The sequence below is a fragment of the Candidatus Neomarinimicrobiota bacterium genome (assembly GCA_036476315.1).
Taxonomy (GTDB): domain Bacteria; phylum Fidelibacterota; class Marinisomatia; order Marinisomatales; family S15-B10; genus JAZGBI01.
This window is the reverse complement of record JAZGBI010000098.1, coordinates 87,708-112,965: the sequence shown is the minus strand read 5'-3', so window position 1 is coordinate 112,965 and position 25,258 is coordinate 87,708. Positions and strand designations below refer to the sequence as shown.

At 52.2% G+C, this 25,258-nt stretch carries 28 protein-coding genes; 20 read left to right on the top strand and 8 right to left on the bottom strand.

What is annotated here, in order from left to right; all coding sequences use genetic code 11:
- Window positions 1-8: 8 nt before the first annotated feature.
- The 3 genes from yidC to rpmH form a co-directional block, all read right to left on the bottom strand.
- Window positions 9-1,748, bottom strand: coding sequence for a membrane protein insertase YidC (gene yidC, locus V3U24_10225; GenBank protein MEE9167818.1), 1,740 nt, complete (start codon window positions 1,746-1,748; stop codon window positions 9-11).
- On the bottom strand, window positions 1,706-1,966 hold the full coding sequence (yidD, locus tag V3U24_10220) for a membrane protein insertion efficiency factor YidD (protein ID MEE9167817.1): 261 nt from the start codon (window positions 1,964-1,966) through the stop codon (window positions 1,706-1,708). Before yidD ends, yidC begins: the two co-directional genes overlap by 43 nt.
- Window positions 1,967-2,044: 78 nt before the next feature.
- Window positions 2,045-2,179: a 50S ribosomal protein L34 gene (rpmH, locus tag V3U24_10215; protein MEE9167816.1), complete on the bottom strand. Its 135-nt coding sequence runs from the start codon at window positions 2,177-2,179 to the stop codon at window positions 2,045-2,047.
- Window positions 2,180-2,372: 193 nt separating this feature from the next.
- Here rpmH and dnaA point away from each other — a divergent pair, with 193 nt between their 5' ends.
- The 9 genes from dnaA to V3U24_10170 all read left to right on the top strand — a co-directional run bounded on the left by dnaA (window position 2,373) and on the right by V3U24_10170 (window position 12,100).
- Complete coding sequence (gene dnaA, locus V3U24_10210) at window positions 2,373-3,728, top strand: chromosomal replication initiator protein DnaA (GenBank protein MEE9167815.1); 1,356 nt, start codon at window positions 2,373-2,375, stop codon at window positions 3,726-3,728.
- 102 nt (window positions 3,729-3,830) lie between these two features.
- The gene (lexA, locus tag V3U24_10205) at window positions 3,831-4,427 is read left to right on the top strand and encodes a transcriptional repressor LexA (GenBank protein MEE9167814.1); all 597 of its coding nucleotides are present in this window, start codon (window positions 3,831-3,833) and stop codon (window positions 4,425-4,427) included.
- A 324-nt stretch (window positions 4,428-4,751) separates the two neighbouring features.
- Complete coding sequence (locus tag V3U24_10200) at window positions 4,752-4,916, top strand: hypothetical protein (protein ID MEE9167813.1); 165 nt, start codon at window positions 4,752-4,754, stop codon at window positions 4,914-4,916.
- A 2-nt stretch (window positions 4,917-4,918) separates the two neighbouring features.
- Window positions 4,919-5,449: a hydrolase gene (locus V3U24_10195; GenBank protein ID MEE9167812.1), complete on the top strand. Its 531-nt coding sequence runs from the start codon at window positions 4,919-4,921 to the stop codon at window positions 5,447-5,449.
- A gap of 121 nt (window positions 5,450-5,570) precedes the next feature.
- A complete protein-coding gene (locus V3U24_10190) occupies window positions 5,571-8,288 on the top strand; it encodes a pitrilysin family protein (protein ID MEE9167811.1) in 2,718 nt (905 codons plus the stop codon).
- 6 nt (window positions 8,289-8,294) lie between these two features.
- Entirely contained in the window at window positions 8,295-9,593 is a 1,299-nt protein-coding gene (locus V3U24_10185; GenBank protein MEE9167810.1) for a pitrilysin family protein, read from the top strand.
- Between the two features lie 71 nt (window positions 9,594-9,664).
- On the top strand, window positions 9,665-10,900 hold the full coding sequence (locus tag V3U24_10180) for a pitrilysin family protein (protein ID MEE9167809.1): 1,236 nt from the start codon (window positions 9,665-9,667) through the stop codon (window positions 10,898-10,900).
- Between the two features lie 5 nt (window positions 10,901-10,905).
- The gene (locus tag V3U24_10175; protein MEE9167808.1) at window positions 10,906-11,358 is read left to right on the top strand and encodes a dihydrofolate reductase; all 453 of its coding nucleotides are present in this window, start codon (window positions 10,906-10,908) and stop codon (window positions 11,356-11,358) included.
- An 82-nt stretch (window positions 11,359-11,440) separates the two neighbouring features.
- Window positions 11,441-12,100, top strand: coding sequence for a hypothetical protein (locus V3U24_10170; protein MEE9167807.1), 660 nt, complete (start codon window positions 11,441-11,443; stop codon window positions 12,098-12,100).
- Window positions 12,101-12,112: 12 nt separating this feature from the next.
- Here V3U24_10170 and V3U24_10165 read toward each other — a convergent pair whose 3' ends face one another.
- Window positions 12,113-13,297: an SRPBCC family protein gene (locus V3U24_10165; protein ID MEE9167806.1), complete on the bottom strand. Its 1,185-nt coding sequence runs from the start codon at window positions 13,295-13,297 to the stop codon at window positions 12,113-12,115.
- A 142-nt stretch (window positions 13,298-13,439) separates the two neighbouring features.
- On the opposite strand from V3U24_10165, the gene V3U24_10160 reads away from it, so the two are divergent.
- The 4 genes from V3U24_10160 to V3U24_10145 all read left to right on the top strand — a co-directional run bounded on the left by V3U24_10160 (window position 13,440) and on the right by V3U24_10145 (window position 15,972).
- Window positions 13,440-13,997 (top strand): YbhB/YbcL family Raf kinase inhibitor-like protein, encoded by a 558-nt coding sequence (locus V3U24_10160; protein MEE9167805.1) that lies wholly within the window; start codon window positions 13,440-13,442, stop codon window positions 13,995-13,997.
- A 134-nt stretch (window positions 13,998-14,131) separates the two neighbouring features.
- Entirely contained in the window at window positions 14,132-14,470 is a 339-nt protein-coding gene (locus V3U24_10155) for a DUF427 domain-containing protein (protein MEE9167804.1), read from the top strand.
- A gap of 138 nt (window positions 14,471-14,608) precedes the next feature.
- On the top strand, window positions 14,609-15,214 hold the full coding sequence (locus V3U24_10150; protein MEE9167803.1) for a uracil-DNA glycosylase: 606 nt from the start codon (window positions 14,609-14,611) through the stop codon (window positions 15,212-15,214).
- Window positions 15,215-15,423: 209 nt separating this feature from the next.
- Window positions 15,424-15,972, top strand: a complete 549-nt coding sequence (locus V3U24_10145; protein ID MEE9167802.1) for a superoxide dismutase family protein — start codon at window positions 15,424-15,426, stop codon at window positions 15,970-15,972.
- Here V3U24_10145 and V3U24_10140 read toward each other — a convergent pair.
- Window positions 15,969-16,922, bottom strand: coding sequence for a transglutaminase domain-containing protein (locus V3U24_10140; protein MEE9167801.1), 954 nt, complete (start codon window positions 16,920-16,922; stop codon window positions 15,969-15,971). The genes V3U24_10145 and V3U24_10140 overlap by 4 nt on opposite strands.
- A 177-nt stretch (window positions 16,923-17,099) precedes the next feature.
- On the opposite strand from V3U24_10140, the gene V3U24_10135 reads away from it, so the two are divergent.
- Complete coding sequence (locus V3U24_10135; GenBank protein ID MEE9167800.1) at window positions 17,100-17,618, top strand: hypothetical protein; 519 nt, start codon at window positions 17,100-17,102, stop codon at window positions 17,616-17,618.
- Here the strand turns inward: V3U24_10135 and arsM are convergent.
- Window positions 17,615-18,454 (bottom strand): arsenite methyltransferase, encoded by an 840-nt coding sequence (arsM, locus tag V3U24_10130; GenBank protein MEE9167799.1) that lies wholly within the window; start codon window positions 18,452-18,454, stop codon window positions 17,615-17,617. The two genes, V3U24_10135 and arsM, sit on opposite strands and share 4 nt — an antisense overlap.
- Window positions 18,421-18,777, bottom strand: a complete 357-nt coding sequence (locus V3U24_10125; GenBank protein ID MEE9167798.1) for a metalloregulator ArsR/SmtB family transcription factor — start codon at window positions 18,775-18,777, stop codon at window positions 18,421-18,423. The genes arsM and V3U24_10125 overlap by 34 nt, the downstream gene beginning before the upstream one ends.
- A gap of 661 nt (window positions 18,778-19,438) precedes the next feature.
- On the opposite strand from V3U24_10125, the gene V3U24_10120 reads away from it, so the two are divergent.
- Window positions 19,439-19,654, top strand: a complete 216-nt coding sequence (locus V3U24_10120; protein MEE9167797.1) for a hypothetical protein — start codon at window positions 19,439-19,441, stop codon at window positions 19,652-19,654.
- Between the two features lie 399 nt (window positions 19,655-20,053).
- Here the strand turns inward: V3U24_10120 and V3U24_10115 are convergent, their stop codons facing one another.
- Complete coding sequence (locus tag V3U24_10115) at window positions 20,054-20,632, bottom strand: hypothetical protein (GenBank protein MEE9167796.1); 579 nt, start codon at window positions 20,630-20,632, stop codon at window positions 20,054-20,056.
- A 168-nt stretch (window positions 20,633-20,800) separates the two neighbouring features.
- Here V3U24_10115 and V3U24_10110 point away from each other — a divergent pair, with 168 nt between their 5' ends.
- Genes V3U24_10110 through lpxK form a run of 5 tightly spaced genes read left to right on the top strand, consistent with a single transcriptional unit; the run spans window position 20,801 to window position 25,244 of the window.
- The gene (locus V3U24_10110; protein ID MEE9167795.1) at window positions 20,801-21,796 is read left to right on the top strand and encodes a Gfo/Idh/MocA family oxidoreductase; all 996 of its coding nucleotides are present in this window, start codon (window positions 20,801-20,803) and stop codon (window positions 21,794-21,796) included.
- A gap of 11 nt (window positions 21,797-21,807) precedes the next feature.
- Window positions 21,808-22,389 (top strand): isoprenylcysteine carboxylmethyltransferase family protein, encoded by a 582-nt coding sequence (locus V3U24_10105; protein MEE9167794.1) that lies wholly within the window; start codon window positions 21,808-21,810, stop codon window positions 22,387-22,389.
- 14 nt (window positions 22,390-22,403) lie between these two features.
- Window positions 22,404-23,522 carry a lipid-A-disaccharide synthase gene (gene lpxB, locus V3U24_10100; GenBank protein MEE9167793.1) on the top strand — a complete coding sequence of 373 codons (1,119 nt, stop codon included), beginning with the start codon at window positions 22,404-22,406 and terminating at the stop codon, window positions 23,520-23,522.
- Window positions 23,519-24,181, top strand: coding sequence for a lysophospholipid acyltransferase family protein (locus tag V3U24_10095; GenBank protein ID MEE9167792.1), 663 nt, complete (start codon window positions 23,519-23,521; stop codon window positions 24,179-24,181). The genes lpxB and V3U24_10095 overlap by 4 nt, the downstream gene beginning before the upstream one ends.
- Window positions 24,156-25,244 carry a tetraacyldisaccharide 4'-kinase gene (gene lpxK / locus V3U24_10090; protein MEE9167791.1) on the top strand — a complete coding sequence of 363 codons (1,089 nt, stop codon included), beginning with the start codon at window positions 24,156-24,158 and terminating at the stop codon, window positions 25,242-25,244. The genes V3U24_10095 and lpxK overlap by 26 nt, the downstream gene beginning before the upstream one ends.
- Window positions 25,245-25,258 lie beyond the last annotated feature (14 nt).

Here is a 25,258-nt window from a genome sequence, read left to right as displayed (position 1 = left end):
GGGGCGTTTTATCGTTTGGCTTTCTTCGGGACGGGAGCGGGGGAGGGAGTGACGAAATACTTCTGTTGAAGGATGGTCAAAACATTGAAAAGGGTGTAGTAGAGGTTAAGGCCCGAAGGGAACTGATTGAAGATTAGGAGAAAGAAGCCAGTCATGAAATAACTCATGAATTTTTGCTGACCCGACGTCTGAGTGCCCATCATTCTCTGTTGAATGAACATAGAGACACCCATGAGAACGGGCAGCACACTGATCTGGTCACCGTAAAGGGGCAGGGTGAAGGGGAGAGGGATGAGAGCATCGGGTGAGGAGAGATCATCGATCCACCAGAGAAATGGGGCCTGTCTTAATTCAATGGTGGAACGGAAAACCACGAACAGGGCGAACAGCAGAGGCATCTGCAGAAGCATGGGAAGACAGCCTCCAAGGGGATTGACACCGTGCTCCTTGTACAGCCTCATGGTTGCTTTGTTGAGGCGCTGGGGGTCCCCCTTGTATTTTTCCCTCATCTCCGCGATGAGGGGCTGAACGGCCTGCATCTCCTTGGTTGACTGATAGCTTTTCTTGGTAAGCGGATAAACGACAATTTTTACAAGCACGGAAAAAACAATGAGTAGCACACCATAGTTAGGCACCACTTTGTGCATGGCCGTAAGGAGTAGTAAAACGCCCCGGCTGATGGGACGGATGACAGGGAGACCCAGACTCATGCTTTTCTCCAGCTCGACACCGAGCGACTTGATTTGAGCGTATTTGAGAGGGCCCAGGTAGAGCAAGCACTGGGCGGGCGCGTCAGAACGAAAGCCGACATTCATGGCGTATTGCGGAGCGGAGGCGGTCGCGTATTTGGAGGGGTTGTAGGGGTGTGTGGCGATCCGGCCGGAATTGCTGTCGGTCACGGGAATAAAGGCAGCGATGAAGTATTTGGAGCGGAGGGCGGTCCAGGCGGTTTCCCCCGGACCGGCAACGGGGGATTTCTTTGGCTTGTTGTGACTGACTTTGTCATGAGTTTTGCCCTGGTAGAGGTGACCGGCGAATTCGCGGGCGGACGCGCTAGCGTCTTGTTCTGTGATGGGAAGTCCGTGGTCCCAGTTAAGTGTGAATTTTTCCTGGGACACGGCCTGGTTGCTGATGGCGGACAAGTCCATGGAGACGAGAACAAGATAATCGTGTTGCTGAAATGAGAGGCTTTTGGAAACCGTCCCTCCAGACACGTGGCTCTGAAACGTGAGTGTTAGGCCGTTGGGGCCCACGGTAAGCGTGTCTCCTGGAACGTAGTATTCTACAAGGGAAAAGGGGTGGGAAAGGGACACGGTTCTGCCGGTGACATCATCAAAGCGCATGAGGAGGTTGTTGGCCGGGAAATCAGAACGAATGAGGTCTACGGGTTGACCGTCGTGGGTGCGATAGTCGTTCAGGGCATACGAGGCGAGAGTGCCGCCCCCTTGCGAGGAGACCGTGGCGGTGAAGAGATCATTCTTGACATGAAATAATTCTCCCTTTCGGGGCGTTTCGGGAGGGGGCAGCAACTCACTGGTGGGCGCTTGTTGCCGTTTGCTAGCAGAGAGCGCGACTGTGGTATCGGGAGAAGTTGAAGGTTCCGGCTCAGGCTCAGCGAGGCCCACCATCCGGTAATAGGGCCGCATGAGCAGAAGGATGAGAGCGATAAGAAAAAATGCGAGAACGGTTCGTTTGTCCATGGGATCTATGGAACGGGATCCAGGCCCCCGCGAGACCACGGATGGCATCTGAGTATCCGCTTAATCGTGAGCCGGCCGGCGTCAGACAGAGAATGCTTCTTGAATGCTTCGGCTGCGTACTCTGAACAGGTGGGCCGGAACCGGCATGCGGGAGGGAAAAAGGGGGAAACGAGAAGCGTGTAAAGCCTGATCAAACCGAGGGCTGTGAGTGAAACCAGTTTTCGTGTGGACAAGTTCCGGGACGGGCCGTGGGAAATTCGCCTCATAGGAAGGGAAAACAACCTCTTTTCAGGAAACATCACAGTGTGAGGGCGCACTACAGGGGTGTAAAGAAAGGAGGTCTGTTATGCGGAAAGCCGTTTGCGGCCCTTTCGGCGACGTCGCCTCAGGATTCTTCTGCCTGCGGCGGAAGCCTTCCGCGCTCTGTATCCGTGTTTATTCTTGCGTTTCCGGTTGCTGGGCTGATACGTTCTTTTCATGGTTCGTCCAGAAATTAGACTCTTAAGTTAAGACAGAACAGAAATCAATTCAACGACAATGCTGGAGATGGACGGTGGAGATGGAAAAGGGAGAAATTTTCGCTCTGGTGAACTATTTCTGTTTGCCTTTCGAAGGGTGTAGGACATAAATTGAAGGAACTTCCATGTGTTAATAATTTGTGGATAACTATAGATGGTATCAGCAACTGACCTCTGGCAACAGGTAAGCGAGAAAATAAAGCCTGTAGTTAGCGGTCAGACATACGCGACATGGTTTGACCCGATTCGAGGAATGGTCATCGATGATGGGACATTAACGCTGGAGGTGCCGAGTCGGTTCTACTACGAGTGGATCGACACCCACTACCGGTCCCTAATTTTGGATAAAATCAGGGAAGTGTCAGGTTCAGAATGTGATCTGAAGTACAGCGTGGTTGTGGGAGATGTCCGGGGAGTAGGGGAAGAAACGGGGGTCAGCGAGGGCGTGGACATGGACGGCGTCCGGCCCCGGTATTACGATCGGGGCAGTAAACTCAACAAGCGGTACACTTTCGACAGTTTTGTGGAGGGGCCTAATAATCAACTGGCGAAGGCTGGGGCCGTCTCAGTGGCAGACGGTCCGGGGCAGACGTCCTTCAATCCATTGCTTATCTACGGTGGTGTGGGCCTGGGAAAGACACACCTTTTGCAAGCAATCGGAAACGCGGTCTTGGGGACGAATGTGAGAGCGGGCGTTCATTATACGACGAGCGAAAAATTTACGCTCGATTTTATCTCTGCTATTCAGAACAACAAAACGTCGGACTTTTCAAGCCGGTACCGCGGGGCGGGTCTCCTCCTCGTGGACGATATACAGTTCCTTCAAAAAAAGGAACAGACCCAGGAACAGTTTTTCCACACGTTCAATGAGTTGTATCAACAGGGAAAGCAGATTGTCCTTACCACGGACCGGCATCCCCGGGAGCTCTACGGTTTGAAAGACAGACTGGTGTCGCGATTCCAGTCTGGATTGATCGTTGACATTCAGGCGCCAAACCTGGAGACACGCATAGCGATCTTGCAGAGGAAATCTGAGGAGGACGGGCTGGATATCCCCTATGAAATCACGGAATTTATTGCCACGAACATCCGAAGCAACATCAGGGAACTCGAGGGGGCCCTCATCAAGCTTCTCGCTTACTCATCGTTGTCGCACGCCGACATTACGCTCGACCTGGCGAAGCGGGCACTACGGGAGACCCTGGGCAAGTCGGCTGAATCGGGCATAACCATTGATGACGTAATTCGAAGGGTTAGCTCTTTGACGGCTATCCCGGAAAACAAATTGATCGGGAAAGGGAGAAAGATGGAAGTGGCGCACGCGAGACAAATGGCCATGTATCTGTGTCGCGAAATGGTGGGAGCTTCGCTGGAAAACATCGGACTGCACTTCGGCGGAAGGGACCACACCACGGTCATTCATGCGTGCAGAACGGTTCGGATGAAGATGAAGGCGGATCGGGAGTTCAAGGGGCGAATGGAAACCATCCAAATGAAACTTGCCGCCTAAAGATCGGCGACCACCGCTCACCCACCGAGAGGCAACGGTTGTGGTGGTTTTCTGTTTTAATTTCAATATCTGCAGACTAACTTATATACGCCATTTGTTTCCATGTTCGTTACCAAAAGACAGAAGGAAGTACTAGATTATCTGAAGGGGTACCTCGCCGAACACGGCTATTCACCCACGTTCGACGAAATTGGCCATGCTTTCGGATTCAGTTCGAAGGGTACAGTTTACAAACATATTAAGGCGTTACAAGAGAAACGGCTGATCAGGCACGAGTGGAACCGAACCCGGGCGATAGAAATTGAGCGTCCGGAGAAGGAGGAGAGCAGTTTACCGATCCTGGGCCTGGTTGCAGCCGGAAGACCCATTGAGGCGATAGAGTCTCATGAGAACGTGAAGGTGCCATCTGAGTTTCTCAGGACGGGTCGACACTACGTATTGCGTGTGGTGGGCAATTCGATGATCGAAGAACAGATCGCGGATGGAGATTTCGTGGTTGTGCAGGAAAGAGTTGAAGCCCATAACGGGGAAACGGTAGTGGCGCTCATAGACGGCGGCGAGGTCACCATAAAGAAGTTTTTCAAGAGAAATGGTGAAATCGAACTGCGCCCGGCAAATGAGAACCTAGACAGTATGGTTGTGGCTGGAGACCGCGTTCGGGTTCAAGGGATTGTCGTGGGTGTTCTGAGGAAGTATTAGGGAGCACGATAATCAAGGTTGGCCGAAAGAGCCGATCCGGCGAAACTGGTTGACCAGGACGGGGATGAGCAGCTGTTACCCGGAATGGAATCCGCTGTCATCTTACCTTTTGCCGAGGCGAATGCGCCCCCGGGCGAATAGAATAAGGTTACTGGCCTCCAGGCCAACATAGAACGGTTCTGCCAAGCGGGTGTACAGCTATTCGGCGTGTCGGAAGAGAAGTTCCCAAACAGTAAGAATTCGCCACGGCCCGGCGCGTGAGTTACCCCCTGGTGAGCGATGTAGGAGAAGCGACCAATCAGGAAGCAGTCGGGAGCCTGGGGCATGAAAAAGCTTTACGACAGGGAATACGAGGGGATCATTCGCACTACTGTTATCGTAGACAATAGCACGGTTGTAACGGACGTGTTCGAAAGTGTGAGGCCGGTACATTATGCGGGGAGGAGATTCTGCGGAAACTTGAGATCTGAAGGGTTGATATGGGATTGATCGTGGAAAATTCCGTGCTCATGGTCATCGATGTACAACAGAAGATTTTTGCGACAATGCATGAACAGGTTGAAACAGAAAGAAACATCGTTCGCCTTATTGCGGGGGCCAAAGTGTTTCATATGCCTGTTATCTGGACGGAGCAGTATCCTAAGGGATTGGGACGAACCATCAGGAGCGTTAGGGAGGCGCTCGAAGGGCGAAAGCCGCTGGAGAAAACAGCTTTCAGCTGTTGTGGGGATAAAGAAATCGAGAGTACAATTGAGTCACAGGCCAGAAAGCAAATACTTCTTTGTGGAATCGAGGCACATGTCTGTGTCTACCAGACAGCGGTGGATCTGTTGGAGAAGGGCTTCGAGGTCCATCTGGTGAGCGATGCCGTTATGTCGCGACACGAGTTAAATTACCGTCTTGCCCTTCAGAAGGTGCATGATCTGGGAGCAAACCTGACTTCGGTGGAAATGGCGCTCTTTGAACTTCAGCGCATCGCTCGGGGGGAGACGTTCAAATCCATTGCACAAATCATCAAGTAGAGCCCTCCGGCACAGGTGCTTTCGATCCGGGCACCCGCCCAACCGTAATCATTTTGGCAGAGACCAGGGGGATTGCCATTTGAGAATCAGGGTGTCCAGGTTAGGACAAAAGGAGGAAATTATGAGAAAACAGATGGTGATATTGTTGATTTTCCTGTTTGTCGCGGGTTTCAGCAAAGCCCAAGAGAACCCGATTGAGATACCGTTTGAAAAATACGTTCTGGACAACGGTCTTACACTTATCGTTCATGAGGATCATAAAGCCCCCATCGTTGCAGTGAACGTCTGGTATCATGTGGGGTCGAAGAATGAAAAACCAGGAAGAACCGGCTTCGCTCATCTCTTCGAGCACCTCATGTTCAACGGCTCTGAAAGTTTTGATGACGATTATTTTATTCCGCTGGAACAAGTGGGGTCAACCGACTTGAACGGGACGACAAATGAAGACCGAACTAACTACTTTCAGAATGTGCCCAGCAATGCGGTCGATCTGGTCCTATGGATGGAGTCAGACCGGATGGGACACCTTCTGGGCGCCATTGATCAGGCAAAGCTTGATGAGCAGCGCGGCGTTGTTCAAAACGAGAAGAGACAGTATGAAAACCAACCCTACAGTATGAATCATGAGTTAATTACGAAGAACACCTTTCCTGAGGGCCACCCGTACTCGTGGACGGTGATCGGATCCATGGAAGATCTTGATGCCGCTTCGCTCGAGGATGTTCATGAATGGTTCAAGGCCTACTACGGGGCTGCCAACGCGGTCATTGCTGTCGCAGGGGACATTGATCCCGCGTCGGCAAAAGCGAAAGTGGAAGCATATTTTGGGGATATTCCAGCAGGCCCGCCTATCTCAAAACAGGAGGTGTGGATTCCCCAAATGACCGGGACGCACCGACAGCAGGCCCAGGACAGAGTTCCGTTGCCCAGATTGTACAAGGTGTGGAACATACCCCAGTGGGGCACCCCCGATGCTGACTATCTCAATCTTGTCAGTGATGTGCTGACCGCGGGCAAGACCTCGCGACTCTACAGAAGGCTCGTGTACGAAGATCAGATTGCGACAGATGTGTCATCCTATGTTGACTTAAGGGAAATCGCGGGCCAATTCCATCTGGTTGCGACGGCCCAGGAAGGAGTCGATCTGGAAACGGTAGAAGCGGCGATAGACGAGGAAATTTCCGCGTTTCGCAAAAGGGGCCCCTCACGCAGAGAGCTGCAACGCGTCAAGAGTCAATACCGGGCGGGTTTCATTCGTGGTATTGAACGGATCGGGGGTTTTGGTGGCAAGTCTGACATTCTTGCCAGGAATGAGGTGTACGGCGGCAAGTCCAATTATTATAAGGTAACGCTCGAGCGCATTGCGGCAGCCACAGGAAAGGATTTGAAGGAGGCGGCAAGGAGGTGGCTTTCCGACGGCGTCTTCATACTGGAGATTCACCCATTTCCCGACTACGCCACGCTCGATTCTGAGATTGACCGATCCGCCTTCCCAGAGTCGGGAGAGTTTCCCACGCTGGAATTCCCGGAATTGCGGAAGGGGACACTGCCCAACGGTCTGAAAATAATCGTGGCGGAGCGCCACGACATACCTATCGTCAATTTCGCTCTGGTTGTGGACGCAGGATATGCGGCTGATCAGTTCGGTCTCGCGGGAACAGCCAGCATGGCCACGGATATGCTGGATGAAGGGACGGAACACCGCACGGCCCTTGAGATCAGTGAGGAACTTGCCATGCTTGGTTCCCGGCTGAGAACAAGCTCCACCCTGGACATCTGTACTGTTTCCCTGTCGACCCTTGTGGACAGGCTGGACGAGTCATTGTCCATATACGCAGATGTTATCTTGAATCCCGTCTTTCCGGAAAGCGACTTTGAGCGGCTGAAAAAACAGCGGTTTGCCCGCATTAAGCAGGAGAAGTCGCACCCTGTTTCCATGGCGTTGCGCGTGCTACCGGGTCTTCTTTACGGTAAGGGGCATGCCTATGGCAACTCGCTAACGGGGTCTGGAACAGAACAATCGACGGAAGCGATGACGCGGGAGGATCTCGTGGATTTTCACAGAACGTGGTTTCAGCCGAACAACGCCAGAATGATTGTCGTGGGAGACATCACTCTGGAAGAAGTGATTCCGGCCCTGGAGGTGCTGTTCGGCCAATGGCTGATAGGGAGAAAGGTCCCGGAAAAGAACATCGAACATGTTTCCCTTCCACCTGCGCAGAGAGTCTTTCTTCTGGACAAGCCGGGGGCCATCCAGTCCGTTATTATTGCAGGGCATCTGGCGCCACCCACCAATAATCCTGACAGAATCGCCATCGAAATTATGAATACAATTCTGGGAGGAACGTTCACCTCTCGCCTGAACATGAATCTCAGGGAGGACAAGCACTGGTCTTATGGTGCGAGGAGCGTTTTTGTCGAGGCGAAAGGACAACAGATGTTTTTCGCTTATGCTCCCGTTCAAACTGATAAAACCGTGGAATCGACTCAGGAGATCAACAGAGAGTTCCGGGACATTCTAGGCTCGCGGCCGGCAACTGAAGATGAGCTCGCCAAAGCACAGAAGGGACGGACCTTGAGGCTTCCCGGGAGGTTTGAAACGATGAGTGCTGTCTCCGCCGCCATCGTGGAGATGGTGCAATTCGGGATCGCTGAGGATTACTATGAAACCTATGTGGACGTTGTCTGGGCGCTCGGAACAGAAGACATTGCTGAAACTGGAGGCAAGGTGTTGCATCCTGATAATCTGGTTTGGCTCATTGTGGGCGATAGAATGAAGGTAGAAGACGGAATACGCGACCTCGGATTCGGGGAAGTTGAGGTAATAGAATTGGACTGAGCTGTGGTGAAGACGGCGTTCGACTTTGTCAAAAGTTCCGGCGGCATCCGGGAGTATCGTCTTAAGAAAAATGATTTAATGGTTCTCTTGATGGAGGACCATTTTGCCCCCGTGGTAACGCTCATGGCAACCTACCGGGTGGGATCCAGGAACGAAGCATCAGGATACACCGGCGCCACGCACCTGTTGGAACATCTCATGTTCAAAGGGTCGGAAAACTACAACAGGGAAAATGGGAAGACAATCTGGGCGGAGCTTCAGAATCTGGGAAGCATCATCAATGCCACGACATGGATGGATCGTACGAACTATTTTGAACTTCTGCCAAGTGAATACTTGGAGGAGGCCATGAAGATTGAGGCCGACAGGATGCGTGGCGCTCTCATACGGGACGAGGATCGCCAGCCAGAGATGACGGTTGTGCGAAACGAGTTTGATCGGGGGGAGAATGAGCCCTTTGAAGTTCTGGACAAGAATATCTGGGCGACCGCCTACCAAGCCCATCCGTATCACCACGCGACCATTGGCTGGCTTTCGGACATCGAAAATGTTCCCACCGCCCGCCTGCGGGAATTCTATGACACCTTCTACTGGCCAAACAATGCGACTATGACTATCATAGGTGATTTTGATGAAGAGTCGGCTCTGGAAAAGATTGAAGAGCATTTTGGGCGCATACCGAGCTCTCCCGGGGAGATCCCGCAGGTTTACACAACTGAGCCGAAGCAGGAGGGGCCCCGACGACTAATTGTGAGACGGTCGGGAGAGACAGCCGTGGTCGGGGTGGCACATAAATCGCCCGAAGGTCTGCATGGGGATATGCCGGCGCTTCTCGTGTTGTCGCGAATTCTCGCATCGGGAAAGACAAGTCGATTTTACAGGATGATTGTCGATAAAGGGCTGGCGACAGACACCCGGACCTGGGCCCAGCCACTCCATGACAACGGCCTTTTTATTACCTATGTCTTCTTAACACCGGACACGTCCCCAGACAAGGTGGAAAAGATCGTTTTGAATGAGTACCGGCAGATCAAAGAACGAGGCGTCCAGGAGGATGAGGTGGCGCGCGTAAAGGGAAAAATCAGGGCCGAAACTGCGTTCAGTCGCGATGGCGCCCACTCTATTGCCAGCAACCTTAATGAAGCGATAGCTATTGGAGACTGGACGTTCTATCCAACTTTTCTTGACAGAATCGCGCAGGTAAGAGCCGAGGATGTTCAGCGGGCAGCAAAATCCTACCTAATTGAAGACCGGAGTACCATTGGCCATTTTATCCCTGTAACGGAGCAGTCCGGAACCGGGTAGTGTCTATCAACAGCTCCATCGCAAAGCGCGTTGCCAGTAGCCAGGTTCTCCCCGGGGTGCGAGTTCTTTCCATGAAGACTGAGATTAATGATGTGGTTACCGTGTACGGGAGCTTTCCGGGTGGGGATCTGTTCAGTCCCCGATCCAACACCGCTGTGGCTGAAATGACTGCGTCCATGCTGGATCAGGGAACGGTACGCCGTGACAAGTTCGACATCAGCAACACCCTCGAAGTGGTAGGGGCCTCTCTTTCGTTCCGCACAGGAACTTACCGCGTTCGATTCACGGCGCAGTGCCTTTCAAAGGATGTCCCTATGGTCGTTGAATTGCTGGCGGAACAGTTAAGGGAGCCGGCGATGCACGCGAAGGATCTCGAGACAGCAAAGAGACGAAGAATCGGAGGACTAACGAGGTCGAAAGAGGACACATTTACACGGGCCATGAGTACCTTCCTGCAGGAACTGTATCCGGACGATCACCCAAATTTTTTTGTCCCTGTCGACCGGCAGATTCGAGACACGGAAGGAGCGGAAGTCAAGGACGTGAAAAAATTTCACCGGGAAAACTACGGAAGAGGAGACTTTACACTTGTAGCAGTAGGGGATGTGGACCGACAGATTCTTGAGGATGCTGTTGAGAGGGAATTCTCCGGCTGGAAAAAGTCACCCCTGTCCGTTCAGGTTGCCGGTTCAGTTAGAGCGAAAAAGGGGAAGGGACGGCACAACCAGGTTGTGACCATGAGGGATAAGACAAGTATTGATGTCATCATGGGACAACCCATCGGAATTGACCGGGAACACGAGGATTTCTATCCCTTGATGGTGGGACATTTTGTCCTTGGGGGAAATTTCTCATCCAGGCTGATGGCTGTCGTGCGGGACGAACTGGGTTTGACTTATGCAACGGGCTCTACCATCGGGGGCGTCGATAATGGCAACGACGGGTTCTGGTACATTCTCGGGACGTACTCCCCGGGGCTGCTGGAACAGGGACACCAGTGCACCATGGAACAGCTGGAGGAGTGGATATCAGAGGGGGTTACATCCGAAGAGCTGGCCCGGAAGAAAACAACCATCACAGGTAGTTACAAGGTAAGTCTCGCGACAACCGGTGGCCTGGCGGGCCGGATCCTTGTTGCAGTTGAAAGAGGAAAGCAACTGAGCCACATCGATGAATATCCCCAACAGATCAACGCTGTTTCCCTGGAAGAGGTAAACCAGGCCATCAAGACGTATTCCCACTCCGGAAAACTGGTGACCATAGCTGCTGGTGCCATCGATGGGGATTGGAAGGCACTGGAAGGATAGTATCCATGGATGTGATTATGACGGCGGCCGTCACGGCAAATGGGATGATTGCCCACGACACGCGGGAGACTGTATCCTGGTCCCAGGATCTGAGGCTCTTCCGGGATCAGACCATGGGTCAAACAGTAATCATGGGCTCCACGACGGCCAGCACACTTGCCACAGAGCTGGATAGACGGGAGGTTGTGGTGATGCACCGGGATTCGGACTTAACAGAGCTTCTGGCGAATGTCAAAACGCCGAAATGTTTTGTCATAGGAGGATCCAGGACATATACCCGGTTTGCCCCCTTCCTGACGCACGTCTATTTGACGTATCATCCCCTTATTTTTCCTAGCAGGTCAGTTCCCCTCTTCTCCGGTCTTCAAAGAGATATTCTTCTCCAGTTCGATCGGATGGTGCAAGCGGACGCCCAAAATGGAATCTATCAATTCCAGTACAGAGTCCTGGGCAACTAATTCTATGAAATTCGTCACATCTTCCAACTGTGCGCCTTATCATGATTCTTGCTCTTCACACTGACACTTCGGCCACCGCACCATGCTCGATATTCCGGCCAAAGTGACCCCAGGTGTCGGCACGGTTATCGTTCTCCACGGCTGGGGAGCAAGTAGCCGTGACGTTGAATTGCTGGCAGAGGCACTTCGCCTTCCGAAAGTTCGGTATCTCATTCCTCAGGGGGAATTCGATGTGCCGGGGACAGGGGACCGGGGAAAGGCGTGGTATTCATTACCGCCAGACGAGAATTCGCAGAGGGAAAGGGCTCACAGCAGAAAGAAATTGATGGAAATTCTCACTGATCTTGAGACCGAAGGGACACCGCCGGGGAAAGTGGTTTTCATGGGATTCTCGCAAGGGGCCAGCATGAGCTTTGATGTGGCACTGAACTACAGTTCGGGAGAAGCGTCCTCTGTGAAGAAGTCTTCGGGGGGCGTGGCTGCCGTCATATCGTTGAGCGGCTTCCTGCTGGATGCGGAAACCATGAAACATCGGAAAAATCTGCCCACTCGGATGCGTGTGTTTGCGGGTCATGGAAGAGTGGATTCCCTCATACCGCTGGAAGTTGGTAAATCATCGATTCTGGTATTGAGGGAGCTAGGCTTTGACGTGGAATGGAAGGAATATGACGCAGATCACAGGGTGGTGATCGACGAGCTGGAGGACGTCCGCAGGTTCCTGGCCAAGGTGTTTCCTCTCTAGAAAGATCCCCCTCTAGTCTCTCTGCCGCTTTGCCCTCATATACGCCGACTTTGCCTTTGCACGTACGATCCTGTCCGAAATAGCGTTGATGGCGTCCATATCCCCCGCAAGAGCTTTTTTCACTGCGGCCTTGATGATGATCCCGGTATCATCTAACGGGGTCTCCGGGGCCGGAGAGGATTTGGCAACTTTTTCAGTCCCTGGGATCTGTGGGGTGACGCCGCTGCGTTTTGCCTTTATGAGGGCAGCTTTCGCCCTGGAGCGGAGGACGCGATCTTCAACCGAACTGATAACTTCTTCATCCCCGGCCAGAGCCGTGGCCACCAGCTCATTGATCTGAGCATCCTGGCTGGGAGGCGGGGGAGCAACTTTCGTTGTGGAAGCTTTGTCGCCTGCCAGATAGCGCCCGAGAGCTTCGGCGGCTTCGGGCGTAACTTCTGGAACGCGTCCCGATCGCTTTGCTTTCATGTAAGCCGACTTCGCCTTAGCCCGGGTGGTTCTGTCAGTGAGATTGTTGAGAATGTCGTCGCCCTCGTGGAGAGCCTTTGCAACCAGGGCATGAACAAAACCCTGGTCCATAAGAAAGGTCTCTTCCAGGGCCGGGGCTTCCCCCTCTTCGCGATGATAAGAAACCTCAGGGAGGCGCTCTGCCAGGTGTTCCAGGACATTCTTTCCCCGCCAGGAGAACAGGGTCGGTGTCATGAAGTTGAAAAGAGAACGGCTTGTGGCCTTGTAGGTGATCTCAACAAGGGAACTCGCTGGAGACATTGAGAAGGTTACGATTTCTCGATTCATAGGAAAAAAGCGGGCCTCGAGGCTCAGGAAAGATTCGGGTCTTAGCGCAATAAACCGGCAGTGAGTCAAGGGTGAGAGTAAGAATGGGCGGATTTTGAAACGGTTCCCCACCTCGACCCTGAAATGCTGAAGAGAGTGACGGTGAACCCAGCGGTCGGCTGGCTCATTCGTTACCCGAACCTTTCTTATCCAGGGGAACCAGGTGGGATAGTTTGACAGATCGGTCAACACATTCCAGATGTCCTTGGGAGAAGCTTCAGTTTCTATTCTCGTTTCCACCTCGGCCTGGCGGGGGGAATAGTGGACGGAATAGTCGAGGTCAAGATTCTGGTCTTGCGCCGTCTCCCAGATGAAATAGAGTATCACAAGAATAAGGAATGCGGTTGCGATTGCTATAATCATAGGCTTCGTGATGTCTTATGTGAGCAAAACGTGTCTCTCAGAAAGCTAAAAATCTAAAAAGATCTCGTTTGGCGTTAAATGTTTTTATTTCCATCAAATCCTTGCCTTTTAGTTACCAGGAATGTATCATCACGCAGGGCCAATGAACCGCATAGTTGCCGTTTTTCTTTTTGTCAGTTCCCCTTTTTCATTATTGCAGAACCAGGAGGACAAGATGGAAGAGTTCAACATCATAACGACCGCCTTCAAAGAGGGAGAGGGTATTCCATCCAAATACACGGGCGAAGGCGAGGACGTGTCTCCGCCGTTTGAATGGACAGGTGTTCCAGGGGGGACGAAAAGCTTTGGCCTAATCTGTCTGGACCCTGACGCTCCGCCCGGCACCTGGGTTCACTGGATACTCTACGACCTGCCGGGGGATTCAGTGAGCCTGGAGGAAGGCGTGCTGAAGACAGAGACTCTTGACAACGGAGCCAGACAGGGGGCGTGCTGGGGCGTGGATTCCTTCAGCCGTGTGGGCTATTACGGTCCATTTCCACCCTCAGGCCACGGATGGCACCGCTACTATTTTACCCTGTATGCGCTTGAGGTGGACTCCCTGGGTCTTGCCCCCAAAGCTGAATGGAAGCAGGTGGAAAGAGCGATGGAAGGCCACGTTCTGGGCAAAGCGGGGGTGATGGGAAAGTACAAGCGGGACTGAACCGAGCCCACCTCAAGAACTGTCGCCCCTCTGTCAGGTTTCGCCCACTCCTCTTAAGTAACTTCTAACGGAGGGAGTGTTTATCCCAGTGAATATTGAAGTATGAATCCTATTCATGTGAGATGGAGCATAAAATGAGAGGGAGACCATTGACCATCAAGAACAGAGTCAGCGACGAAGTCATCGCTTCAGGCGATGCTCCCTTGAGGTTTGAGGGTAACTACTATTTTGATGAGGAAGACGTGGACATGGAGCAGCTGGAAGTGACACAGCGCATCTACACCTGCTGGTACAAGGGACGATGTTTTTGGGTTGATCTGAAGAAGAAAGACGGCTCCGTTCAGCAGAACGTAGCGTGGATCTACAGGGAGCCGAGCCCGGGGTACGAACAGATAAAAGATAAGATTGGTTTCTCCTCTTTCAGCCAGGGCGATCTGGTCGTAGAGTCATCAGAGTTTGTGCCCGGCGATTAAAAGCGATCCTAGAAGACCATAGAGGAGGGTCTCGCCAATTCCCGGGCTCTTTCCATATTCATGTATGATGGGCCCTGGTGTCGATTTTCAGGCATGGCAGCCTTAACTTTGTTTCTGTGACCAACGCTCATAAGTGACGTGGAGAAGGAGAAAGAGAAAAGGCTGGAGGAAGTGCGGCAGCGTATTTTGGGGTGTACCAAATGTCCTCTGCATGAGTCCAGGACTCGGGCGGTGCCGGGTGAAGGGAATCACGACGCCGCCCTTGTTCTGGTAGGCCAGGGCCCTGGAGAGAATGAGGATGCGCTGGGGCGTCCTTTCGTCGGGCGAGCGGGAGATCTTCTTGACCGATTTCTAAAGGGAGTTGCTATCGACAGGAGTGATATCAGGATTACGAATGTAACACGGTGTTTTCCACCGGAGAAACGACTGCCCCTGGCGAGCGAGATCAAAGCGTGTGCGCCCTACGTCCTGCAGGAGATCGACATCATAAAACCAGCAGTCGTTTCTCCGCTAGGAAACGTTGCACTGCAGCTGTTGCTGGAGCCATCAGCCAAAATCCGGGAAATGAGGGGGAAACCGATACCCCAGAGAACCCATTTCCTGTTTCCCATGTTGCATCCTGCCGCCGTTCTCCGGAGGCCGGACCTTCTTTCCATAGCCCGGCAAGACTTTGTTGTGCTCAAAGAATTTATCGAATCGAGGCCAGAATTAAGACCCCCTCCAGGGCAGGAGAGCTTTTTCTAAGCTGAGTTTCTTATTAACCACATCCCGACTTGATCGGGACGGGGTGAGCGCAGAGGATATGAAAATGGCTTCTTAATCATGATTCGGCTTCAAACCCGTTACTTGAAGTACTTTACGTCAATGCCACATTCTTCTATGAAACATATTTATTGTTGTTTCTCTGTGACCTCTGTGGTTCTGTTGGATCAGATATGTTAGAGGAGAGAGTCATGAATGGAATAAAAAAGCTCGCTGTCGTTTGCCTCCTGGGTTCAGTGAAAGCTCTGGGGCTGGGGGATAGTTCCCTCTACGTGGCTCATGCCGCCATCCACGGAGCAGAAAGGTCAGGCGTATCTGGAAAGGCCACATTCATTCAAACGGGGACGGGCATCTTGGGCACGGTGCTGGTCGTTGTGGAGGTAAAGGGGCTCCAGCCCGGCAGTATCCACGGGTGCCATATTCACGAGACTGGAACCTGTGATCCTGACTTCAAGGCTGCTGGCGGGCATTTTGATCCGGGCCCCTACGGTATGTCCAATCCTGATGCCAACCATCCGTTCCATATGGGTGACCTCCCCAATCTCGTCGCTGACGGTAACGGTGTGGCGGTTCTGGAGCATCGAACCAGTCGCATCACACTATCGCCCGGTCCTCTTAGTCTGTTCGACAAAGATGGAAGTGCTATTATCGTACACGTCAACCCGGACAAAGGTACCACCGGGGCCACAGGTGGCGCCGGAGGGGGGAGACTCGCCTGCGGTGTTATCGCACCGGATTAACTGCGTAGGGAGTGGTAGGTAAATTTTCTCGTATATGCATCTGATCGAGCACCGTCGATCTCCAGAACAGGGTAGATAAAGAAATTGACCGGACCTCCTTGTGCCTTCGGAACGAGGACAATATCCCTGCCCATGGTGAAGAGAACCCGGTTCGGGTCGAGATTTCCGAAAAGATAATCTTCCCGTTCGGGATGCTTATCGGCTTGGGAGATATCCACGGGCACCCACCCTCTTTGCGCGTCGTGGAACTCCGCCCAGCAGTGATAGCCACCGATGGTGCCCTCTTCTTCTTCAGAGAGAGGGAATCCGATAAGGAACCGGGCAGGAATATCTGCCGTACGGACCAGCGCATTGAAGAGGGAGTGAAAATCTGTACAGTTTCCCCTTCCCATGTCACAGGCATAGATTGCATCACCGAGACCCCATCCTTCGCCGGACTTGTCATAGGTCATCCTGTCAAGGGTATGATCGTAAAGCAGTCGCCCATTTTCCATGGTCGTCAAGTGAGGAGACAGTACCGTTTGAACGATCTCGTCAAAGCGGTTGTCCCTGGGGACCTTTGACTTGGGAGCAAGGTAGAGATGTTTCTTATGCGATGGTAATGAGCTGGGGATGATCCTCTGTTCCTTTCGGTTGACGTCGAAAGAGAGGGACACTGTAAAACCGGCCGGAGGAGGGGAATTCGTTGAAAGGTAGACCAGCGCATTTCCATAAGTGGTATCGATGTGTACAGAGGCATCAAGGAGACTTTCAATGGTCACATTGGAGATCGTCTGATGCGGGCCGTTATGGGGCAAGGGGATCCAGAGCTCCACAGCCCCCTCGTTTTCAATGGGCAATACGGACACTTCATAGTTGAAATGAAACGTCCGTTGTTTTACCTGAGGATGATAGCCACAAGAGACAACCAGTAGAGCAGAAAAGATAGTCGCGAGAAGTGTGGACCTCATTTTCCCCGTTATGAAATTAACCTGTTTGGATCCGCCTCACAACAGTGGCGTTCGGAATGTGTCTTTTGGCTGACACTTTGCGCGAATTGCGGGGAAGCTCCTTGACAAAGCTGCATTTCTATTATACCTTGTAAGCATTATGGACGTGAACGGGCCGAAAACAGGAAAGGAGTGACTATGAACAGAAGGATCCCCCTGAGTTTAGCAGTCCTGAGTGTGATGCTCTTCTCTGGATCAATTGTGTTCACCCAGGAACACCCAAAAGAGCATCCGGTGGGACTGAGTACAGCGGCAGTGACGGAAGAGAGTTTGGCGGAAGTCATTCGACATCATATTGACGAACGGATGAAAGAAAATGACGGCATGTTTCTCCACTATGATGAGGAAACGGGTGACACGCTAAAACTCGCTCTCAAGAAAGTTCATGAAGACAGACTTTCCGCAGTGGGAGATGACACCTACTTTGCCTGTGCGGATTTCGCCTCTCCTCAAGGGAAAGTATACGATCTGGATATTTTCATGAAGGGAGAGTCAGCCGATGAACTGGTCCCCACAGAGGTGGTTGTGCATAAAGAAGGCGGAGTAGAGCGGTACAGGTGGGAGGAGGAAGAAGGGATCTGGGGAAAAGTCCCCGTGGAGAAATCGAAGGTGGAGGCAAAAGAAAAAGAACAGTTTCCTGTTTACCCCGGGAATTAAACGGCGGCAGGCTTAACAGCGCGCACTTTTATGCTTTCAGCGTAACTTCCTGACATACGTCTCATCATATTTCTGGGAAAGGGGACCCATCGCATCGGTTTTTGAATGGTGGGGTCATTCTCGAGGAATATATCTCCCACGCCCCTTTCCTCCAGAATTTCCATTTCTATAAACCCGGCATCGCGAATGTAGGAGAGGTAATCTTCCTTTTTCGCCGCTCCGGCGACGCATCCCACATAGGAGTTCACGCTTTTGCGGATGGGCCGGGGAAGTTTCTTCAGAAGGACGATATCTGAAATCTGAAGAAGTCCACCCGACTTCAGCACCCGAAAGGCTTCCCGAAAAACTTTTGTCTTATCAGGGGAGAGGTTAATGACGCAGTTACTGATGACGAGATCCACGGACCCGGTCTCCACGGGAAGATTTTCGATTTGGCCAGCACGAAACTCTACGTTGGCGGCTCCGATTTTGCCCCTGTTTTGGTTTGCCTTGTCGATCATTTTGGTCGTCATATCCACACCTATTACAAGCCCCCGGGGCCCTACTTTTTGAGCGGCCAGAAAACAGTCTATTCCTGCTCCACTTCCCAGATCGAGCACCGTATCTCCGGGTTTGACCTCCAAAAAGGCGAGGGGATTGCCGCACCCGAGACCGAGGTTAGCACCGTCAGGCAGGGCCTGAAGCTCCTCACGGGTATATCCCAGGCGTGTCGCCTGCTGACCGGCCGATTCATTATCGCCGCAGCAGCAAGAAGAGGCCATTTGGCCGTAGCGTTCTTTGACTTTTTCTTGAATATCTGTTCTTATTGTGTTTTTTCCTTTCCCGGGGGGCAGCATTCCCGGATGATGGAAAGTATGGACCGCAGCCGACCCGCAAGATTTTCGTAGTTGACTCTGTAATAGGTTTCCCGGCCGTTCTTTCTGCTGAGTGTCACACCGGCCTTTTTGAGGAAAGACAGGTGCCGGGAGACGTTTGATTGGCTAATGTCCATTCGGCCTGCAACTTCATTCACCGTCAGTTCTCCCCGTTCCATCAGTATAAGGAACGCCTTTAGTCGACTCTCATCGATAAAGGCTTTGAAAAAGTCGTCCGCCATCAACCTTTGACAATCGTCCACAAGATCGGGTGGGCAGCAGATATAGGCTTTTTCCATACTCATCTAATAAATATATCTATGCGCATATATGCATATATTAAACAAGAAATATTGTTAGGTCAACGGTTTTTATCGAAACCCAGAGACATTTCCGCTTGAGAGTTTCTATGCGTATTGCGGGAAATGACGATGTCTAGTTCTTGAAACTCCATTGTCAATATCTAACCTGACAGGTCGGTCAAGCCCTGTCAGGTTAACTCACTTTGATCTACTCCAATAGGTACGTCTGAAAGTCATCAGAAAAGTCCAAGTTGTCTTGATGAAAGTTAATAAATTCATTTCTTCCCCGAAACCATGTCAGGACCTCTTCTCCTTTCAAGTGCGTCCTTTTATCCGAGAGGAAGGTTCTGTAAGAACTGTATTCCCAATTTGTAAAGTTATGAACATAGCCATGATGAATTGGATTTCGGTGAATGTAGTAAACCAAAAGAGTGAAGTAGCTTTCACTGTCAATGTGAATTCGCTTGAACGGTCGGTTAAAAAGGTTTCCCACCCGGTCGTGAACCTTGTTAAATGATTTAGCATAACTGTTGAAGAAGTTGCTAAAAGACTGGTTTGGGTCCGCAGAGTTCAACCTGACAGGCCTAGTTCGACCTGTGGTTCGACCTGTCAGGTTGGGTTTCCTGAGATCGATTTCATTTTCGTCTTTGATACGGAGAAGGAAATGAAAGTGATTCGGCAACAGGCAATAGGCGTATGTCTCCGCAATAGGCGAGATATACAGCTCGTATTTTTTGAGGAAGTGGCGGTAGTCACTGTCAGAAAGGAAAAGCTTTTCATTGCCGACTGCTCTATTGTAAAGGTGGTAAGTGCCATTGTAGGAAAGCGGGGAGAGCTTATCTATCATGGTTGTCGCCAGTCTGTTGAATTGATCAAATAACCTGACAGGTTGTAATCACAACCTGTCAGGTTGTGATTTCCGTAAGCCCCCATAGATCGGCGGCCCGCATGTCGATCTGTACCTCAAGACTAGCCAACCTGACAGGTCGCCCTGGACTTCATCTTGTCACTATGCAACTTACAGAAAAGTCTTCGAATTGACTTGGCTCGGACGTATATGTGGGGCTTTTCCTCCTTAATCACCTGGCTATGAATTTCCACCTCCATGGGAGAATGCCAAGGGCTCATCAGAGTAACGTTGCGGTCCGAAATCTTCAGTATGCTATCAATGAGGCGTTGGGTAAGATGATGTGACGTGAAAGTACTCTTGCCAAAAATTAGAAAAGGGCGAAGCCCGCTCACCCTTCACTCATGAGGCAACTTTGTCAAATGTGAGCCCTTAATCGTCTTCTTCTTCTTCCTCCTCTTCATATTCTTCCCCCTCATAGTAGGCAGCCCACGCTTCCGGATCGTAGTATTCATAATCTTCTTCTGTCCATTCCGGATAGCCATAGTCATACATCTCGCCTGTCGGGGGTGGAGGCTCAGGGGGTCTGGTTGTCTCGAGGAGGGGGGATTTTTCGGTGGGCATCCGGTCCGGGACAGCAGTCTGGGGGGTGACGGGCTTATGAAAGTAGTAGAATACGAGTCCGGGCATCACGGCAAAAAAGAGAATAATAAGTGACAGAAGGGCTCCCTCCGCCTTCAGGCGGAAGCCCCCCCACATATCCTGCTCAATGCCAAAGGCCATGAAAATGGCGGACGCCAGAAGTACCCCGAAAATGATAAGAATGGCGCCCGTGGGGCGGTCCATTCTTACCCGGGCGATGTTCAGATAGACCATCCAGGTGAGGAGTCCGCCGATAATGAACAGGACAGCAAGGAAGTAGCTGGACGAGGCAAATGCAACAGCAAATCCGATCACAGCACCCAGAAGAATCATGTAGCCGAATAGAGCTTTGATCTCTTGACTTACCACAGAATCCCCAATTTTGCGTAAGGTACTGACGTAAGGCCAGAACCTGTTGAGGAAAAATTCCCTATTCTCTGCATGAAAAGCAAGTCTAAATTATCACCGGGGCCTAAAAGGGAGATTCCATAATTTGCGTGGAATTTCTATATTGCTCCAGAACCGTTAAAATCACCCATGACAGATCACTCCAAGAGGACGAGGGTCGGAGTCGTAGGAGTGGGCCATCTAGGCAAGCAGCATCTCCACCATCTCCTTCAGATTCCCCACGCGGAATGTGTCGGATTTCACGACATCGATTCCGAACGATCAAGGCTGATGGCGGCGACTTCCGGTGCGCACCCCTTTTCTTCTCTCAAGGAGCTCATTGACGCGTCGGAAGCCGTACTGGTGGTGGTCCCAACCGGTGATCACTTTCCGGTGGCGGAGGCTTGTATTGAGGGGGGGAGACATGTCTTTTTGGAGAAACCCATGTGTGAAACGGTATCGGAGGCGGACAGGCTGCTCGCGCTTGCGAAGAGGAAATCTGTACTGATCCAGGTGGGGCATATTGAACGGTTGAATCCCGCCCTTCTTGCGCTTGATGAGATTCCTGTTCAGCCCAAATACATTGAGTCCCATCGGTTAGCCTCCTATTCAGTAAGGGGAACGGATGTCCCTGTTGTACTTGACCTGATGATCCATGACCTCGATGTTATTATGTCCTTGGTGAAATCACCGGTGAAATCGGTTCATGCATCGGGTGTGTCCATCATGACGAAATCGGTCGATGTGGCGAATGCCAGGCTTCGGTTTGAGAATGGCTGCGTGGCCAACATCACATCCAGCCGGATTGCGAAAACCTCGGTACGCAAGCTGAGAATATTCCAGCAGGAAATGTATGTCACCATTGATTTCTTGTTAGGCCTGACCGAGGTTTACCGAATTCTCGACGGCCAGGACAAAGATCCAAGTGCGGTAGTAACGGCCCCCCTCGATCAGGACGGATCCCACAGACAAATCGTGTACGAGAAACCGGAGGTGAGAAACATCAACGCGTTGAGATTCGAACTGGAAAACTTCGTAGAGTCAGTTCAAGGAGATAGCAGACCTATCGTCTCCGGTGAAGAGGGCCGGGAAGCCTTGCGAATCGCGATTTTAGTGCAAGAGCAAATAGAGCAAGACATTCACTAGCCTGCCCGAATATGGACCTTCGGGATTTCCTTTTCCGAAAACGTAGCTATACCCCAATTCCCCTCGCTCTTGTGATTCTCTATTTCGCGGGCATGGAAAAGAATTTCTGGCTTCCCGGAATTCCCCTCATACTTCTGGGAGAATGGGTGAGACTCGCATCGGTTCGCTACGCTGGGGGCAGAATTAGGACACGAAAAGTGGGGGCGAAGCTACTGTGCACCACAGGACCGTTTGCACGCGTGAGAAATCCCATCTATCTGGGCAACATAATGATTTATTCAGGATCAGTTTTGTTAGCCGGCGGAAAGCAGGTCTGGGTTATGCTCGTGGTCACACTCCTTTTTTTTGTCGTTCAATACGGACTCATAATATCGCTGGAGGAGGAAACGTTGGGGCGTCTCTTCGGCGATGAGTATGACGAATACATCAAATCTGTTCCCCGAATCATTCCCGGCTTGAAGCGGTGGCGCGGCGCCGGGAAAAAGGTGAGCCCGGCATCGTGGTCTCAAGCCGTAAAGAGGGAGAAACGGACCCTGCAGACGATAGCTATCTTTCTGGTTGTTCTGGCAATCAGGGTTCAACTGGTTCCTTGAAGGACCAAGACACCTTGAAAATTCTTGTGGTTGCGGGCGAAACGTCCGGAGATCTTCACGGGGCGTCGCTCCTCCGAGAACTGGGACGACTGAATCCCCGGGTGGAATTCTTCGGCATAGGCGGAGATGAGATGGAGGAAGCCGGAGTCAATCTCCTGGAACATGTGAACAGTGTTGCGGTGGTGGGATTCACGGAAGCCCTCCGTAAATATCCCCGCCTGAGACAGACCTTCAAAAGGGTGACCAATGCAGTGCGAGAGAAAAGGCCGCCGAGGGCAATCCTTATCGACTATCCAGGATTCAATCTTCGGCTTGCGAGCAGGTTGAAACGGTGGGGCGTTCCGGTGACGTATTACATCTGTCCTCAACTTTGGGCATGGAGGGAAAAACGTGTTGAGGCGATGAAGAATTGTGTGGACCAGGCCCTCTGCATTCTCCCGTTCGAAGAGGAGTGGTATCATCGGCGTGGCATAGAGGCCAATTATGTGGGTCACCCCCTAATGGATCACCGTGAAGCAGAGATGGGCCGTGAGGAGTTCATTGGAGCCTACGGCCTGGACTCTCGACGAACACTGGTAGCGCTTTTCCCCGGGAGTCGACAGCAGGAGGTTGACAGGCTCCTGCCTGTAATGACCGGGGCCATGGGACTACTGAAGAAACGGGGCCTTGACGTTCAAGCCGTCATTGGGAAGGCGCCCGGAGTTGAGCTCAGTTCCCATGAACTTTCCGGCGCGGTTGTGGTAGAGGAAACACCTCATCTGGCCCTGCGACATGCCCATATTGGGGTGATTGCCTCTGGCACAGCGACATTGGAGGCGGCTCTGTACGGGACCCCATCGGTAGTCGTATACAAGTTATCCGGTCCAACCTGGCTGGTGGCCCGAGCTGTTACAAAGGTTCCGTTTGTCTCCCTCACGAACCTGGTTGCTGGCAGGGAAATCCTTCCAGAATTATTGCAGGACCAAGCCAGCCCTCGTCTCATCGCTGACAGAATGGCAACAATGGTAGAATCCCCACCAGAGAGGGAGAAAATCCTGGCGGGCCTTCGAGAAGTCAAAGAAAGACTCGGGGGTCCCGGGGCGGCCAAGACGGCCGCCCGGCTGATCAGTGAAAGACTGATGGGTCTGGAATGAAACCGGAGAGGCTGAAACGACTGCTGTTTCACGTTGGTGTAACTCTGGGAACGCCCACGATACATCTTCTGTTTTCCCTGAACAAACATCTCGTTTTGAACGGAGCGATCTTGACGGACGCCCTGGCGGCCGGCCGGTCAGTGCTGCTTTGTTGCTGGCACGGGAGATTACTGTTTCCTTTCTATTTCTTACGGGGCCGTGGTGGGCGGGCGATGGCGGGGCTGCACGCAGACGCTGAAGTCATTTCCAGGATCGGAGACAGGATGGGATGGAAAATGATTCGCGGATCGACTACCGAGGGGGGACGGGGAGCTTATCAGGAATTGATTGACACATTGTCGAAAGGTGGAAGTCTGGCTGCAATAACACCGGACGGGCCGAAAGGCCCGCAACACCGGGTAAAACCGGGCGCGGTGAGGGCGGCAATGTTGACTGGAGCCGTTGTTATTCCCGTATCAGGGCAGGCGAGTCGAAGGTGGGAAATCAGGAACTGGGACACGTTTATCGTACCCAAGCCGTGGGGCAAGACATGCATGGTGTTTGGTAAGCCCATCGAGATGAATCGGAAGAGCAGCTTTCGCGCCAACAGCCATCGGCTGGAGAAGGAACTCAATCGTATTCAAGAGGCAGTGGATGCCGCGGTTATCGACAAAACTTAGATACCTTCTGCTTCCCTTGGCGCTATTCTACTGGGGGACGATTTTCTGGCGAAATCTTTTCTACAGCATCGGCTTCTTTGTTACCCGGCGCCTCCCCGTTCCTGTGATCAGTGTGGGAAATCTTTCAGTAGGTGGAACGGGGAAGACCTCGATGGTCATTTATCTCGCAGAAAAACTGCAGCTGCAAGGAGTGGCACCGGTGATTGTCAGCCGGGGCTATCGACGGAAAACGTCGGGAACAGGACTCGTATCTGATGGGAAAAAGGTCATGTTATCCTGGCAGGAAGCAGGGGATGAGCCCTACTTCATGGCAAATGTCCTTTCCGGGGTTCCCATAGTGGTGGATGAAGTCCGTTACCGGGGCGCCGTGTTTGCTATAGAACGGTTCAACCCGGACGTCATTGTCCTTGACGACGCGTTTCAGCATCGTTCCCTGGACCGGGACATCGACATTGTTCTTCTGAACAGCAACGATCCTCTCGAGACCTACAAACTCCTTCCCTATGGGAAACTCCGCGAGCCCTGGAATCACCTCCGCCGTGCCGATCTCATTTTCTGGACCAAAGCAAACCTGAAGCCGCCTCACCCCACCCTCCACAGCAAGGTCCTTCAGACTAAAGTTCCCACGTTTGCCTGCCGGGTTGAGCCGGACCCTTTTCTTCGGAGTGCAAACGGTCAGACAGTTCCCCTGGACGCGTTGAAGGGGAAAAAGACGGTCGCATTTTGTGGAATAGGAGATCCCGATTCGTTCCGGCACCTGTTACAACGAGCGGGAGCTCAGATTGTCCATTTCAAAGCGTTCGCGGATCATCACGTTTATACGAGACGGGACCTGGAAAACTTGACGGACACGGGAGAAAAGGAGGGCGTTGACCTGCTCGTCACAACAGAAAAGGACATCTTCAAGGTGGTCAAATGGGTGGCACGAGACGTCCGGCTTTATGCGTTACAGATAAGTTTCGTCCCGTCGCCAGAGGGGGAGAAAGCACTTCTGACTCATATAGAGCAGGAACTCCGGCTTCAAGGAAGAGGGAGAGGAGGGGCGACCGGACCCAAACCCTAAAGTACGTATCTCAT

Bases quoted from the DNA above. Each gene is read 5' to 3' on its own strand.
- yidC (MEE9167818.1), bottom strand. From the start codon at position 1,748: ATGCCATCCGTGGTCTCGCGGGGGCCTGGATCCCGTTCCATAGATCCC.
- yidD (MEE9167817.1), bottom strand. From the start codon at position 1,966: ATGAGGCGAATTTCCCACGGCCCGTCCCGGAACTTGTCCACACGAAAA.
- rpmH (MEE9167816.1), bottom strand. From the start codon at position 2,179: ATGAAAAGAACGTATCAGCCCAGCAACCGGAAACGCAAGAATAAACAC.
- dnaA (MEE9167815.1), top strand. From the start codon at position 2,373: ATGGTATCAGCAACTGACCTCTGGCAACAGGTAAGCGAGAAAATAAAG.
- lexA (MEE9167814.1), top strand. From the start codon at position 3,831: ATGTTCGTTACCAAAAGACAGAAGGAAGTACTAGATTATCTGAAGGGG.
- V3U24_10200 (MEE9167813.1), top strand. From the start codon at position 4,752: ATGAAAAAGCTTTACGACAGGGAATACGAGGGGATCATTCGCACTACT.
- V3U24_10190 (MEE9167811.1), top strand. From the start codon at position 5,571: ATGAGAAAACAGATGGTGATATTGTTGATTTTCCTGTTTGTCGCGGGT.
- V3U24_10180 (MEE9167809.1), top strand. From the start codon at position 9,665: ATGAAGACTGAGATTAATGATGTGGTTACCGTGTACGGGAGCTTTCCG.
- V3U24_10175 (MEE9167808.1), top strand. From the start codon at position 10,906: ATGGATGTGATTATGACGGCGGCCGTCACGGCAAATGGGATGATTGCC.
- V3U24_10170 (MEE9167807.1), top strand. From the start codon at position 11,441: ATGCTCGATATTCCGGCCAAAGTGACCCCAGGTGTCGGCACGGTTATC.
- V3U24_10165 (MEE9167806.1), bottom strand. From the start codon at position 13,297: ATGATTATAGCAATCGCAACCGCATTCCTTATTCTTGTGATACTCTAT.
- V3U24_10160 (MEE9167805.1), top strand. From the start codon at position 13,440: ATGAACCGCATAGTTGCCGTTTTTCTTTTTGTCAGTTCCCCTTTTTCA.
- V3U24_10155 (MEE9167804.1), top strand. From the start codon at position 14,132: ATGAGAGGGAGACCATTGACCATCAAGAACAGAGTCAGCGACGAAGTC.
- V3U24_10145 (MEE9167802.1), top strand. From the start codon at position 15,424: ATGAATGGAATAAAAAAGCTCGCTGTCGTTTGCCTCCTGGGTTCAGTG.
- V3U24_10140 (MEE9167801.1), bottom strand. From the start codon at position 16,922: ATGAGGTCCACACTTCTCGCGACTATCTTTTCTGCTCTACTGGTTGTC.
- V3U24_10135 (MEE9167800.1), top strand. From the start codon at position 17,100: ATGAACAGAAGGATCCCCCTGAGTTTAGCAGTCCTGAGTGTGATGCTC.
- arsM (MEE9167799.1), bottom strand. From the start codon at position 18,454: ATGCTGCCCCCCGGGAAAGGAAAAAACACAATAAGAACAGATATTCAA.
- V3U24_10125 (MEE9167798.1), bottom strand. From the start codon at position 18,777: ATGAGTATGGAAAAAGCCTATATCTGCTGCCCACCCGATCTTGTGGAC.
- V3U24_10120 (MEE9167797.1), top strand. From the start codon at position 19,439: ATGAAAGTGATTCGGCAACAGGCAATAGGCGTATGTCTCCGCAATAGG.
- V3U24_10110 (MEE9167795.1), top strand. From the start codon at position 20,801: ATGACAGATCACTCCAAGAGGACGAGGGTCGGAGTCGTAGGAGTGGGC.
- V3U24_10105 (MEE9167794.1), top strand. From the start codon at position 21,808: ATGGACCTTCGGGATTTCCTTTTCCGAAAACGTAGCTATACCCCAATT.
- V3U24_10095 (MEE9167792.1), top strand. From the start codon at position 23,519: ATGAAACCGGAGAGGCTGAAACGACTGCTGTTTCACGTTGGTGTAACT.
- lpxK (MEE9167791.1), top strand. From the start codon at position 24,156: ATGCCGCGGTTATCGACAAAACTTAGATACCTTCTGCTTCCCTTGGCG.